Raw genomic sequence first — 1,211 nt, 5'->3', positions numbered from 1 at the left:
CGGTAGGATACATGTATTTGGCATTGGCACGCTTGCGGACCTCATTCACATCGGCAGCGGCGCCGCCTGCATTACCCTGATAAAGCCTTGCCTCCGCACGGAGAAGATAAGTCTCTGCGAGACGGAAGATGTAGCAGTTACCGTTGGAACCCAATGTGGCACCCTGGAAATCGTTGGATCCAAGACTTGCTTCTTTCTCGGCATCAAGCATATAGACCTTATAATAAGGGAAGTCGAACCAGCTGCGGATTGTGTCGGTGCAAAGGAGCTGTCCTTTTTCGCGTATTAACTTTCCGCTCTTGCTTACCACATCCTCTGGAGCGTAAAGCATCAGATTCTGTTTGTAATATTTAGTAGCGGGGTTGTCATATGTCATATCTTCCATACGCATCCAGTTTCCGACAGCAGGGTTATGGCGGAGATCCTGATGGTCCTCTTTGTTGTCATCAAAACCGGGATATACCCAGAGTGTGCGCTGAGCCCAGTCAGTGGGACGTGTCACGCCGATGCCGCGACCGGTCGCACGCAGCCAGTCGGTCTCCACATTATATTTGCTGTCACTTCTGGCAAGATACAGGAGTCCGTTTCCGGAAGCGCCATCCGCAGTAAGTATGTTACCGCGATAATGAGGGAGCAGAGTGCGTGCCCATACGAGTTTCTGGAAAGCCTGTTCGGAAACATTCACGAAACCGAGGATATACTCCGTGTTTGCCGCCAAGATCTTGTTTTCAGGACGATGAAGATCCCAGATGACATTGCGCTCTATCTTCCAGGTCTTTGCCTCACCGGGTTTGATATCCTTTCCGAATGTGGAGCGCATGAGTGAGCGTCCGCTTTGTTCGATCAGGATTGTTGCCTGATTCTCAGCCTCGCGGAACTGACCGTCGGCGAGAAGAGCCTTGATGTAGAGATGACGGCATGCCTCCTTGTTGATTGAACCCCACTGGTTCATTTCATTCTGAGAAGGAACCCATTCCACAGCCTGCTTTAGGTCTTCCACAATTTTCTTTACAACCTCGCTCTGCGGACAGGAGATATAATTTTTCTTCGGACCTGTCGGAAGTGTGGTTACCAAAGGTATGTTGCCATACCAGAAAGTAAGGTTGTAGAAAGCCCATGAACGGTGGAATAACGCACGTCCTTTGTATTCATTCTTGACATCCTGGGATAGAGTCTCCACTCCGTCCACATAGTCAAGGATAGTGTTGGCC

The 1,211-nt window shown here is 50.0% G+C and carries 1 protein-coding gene; it reads right to left on the bottom strand.

Annotation, left to right across the window (positions count from 1 at the left end):
- A partial coding sequence (locus JX312_RS13815; protein ID WP_204458498.1) for a RagB/SusD family nutrient uptake outer membrane protein occupies nt 1–1,211 on the bottom strand: 1,211 nt, incomplete at both ends.

This window comes from Barnesiella sp. CU968 (assembly GCF_905219685.1).
Classification (GTDB): domain Bacteria; phylum Bacteroidota; class Bacteroidia; order Bacteroidales; family Muribaculaceae; genus Lepagella; species Lepagella muris_A.
Note: the sequence above shows the minus strand (reverse complement) of the source record. Positions and strands in the feature narration are given on the sequence as shown.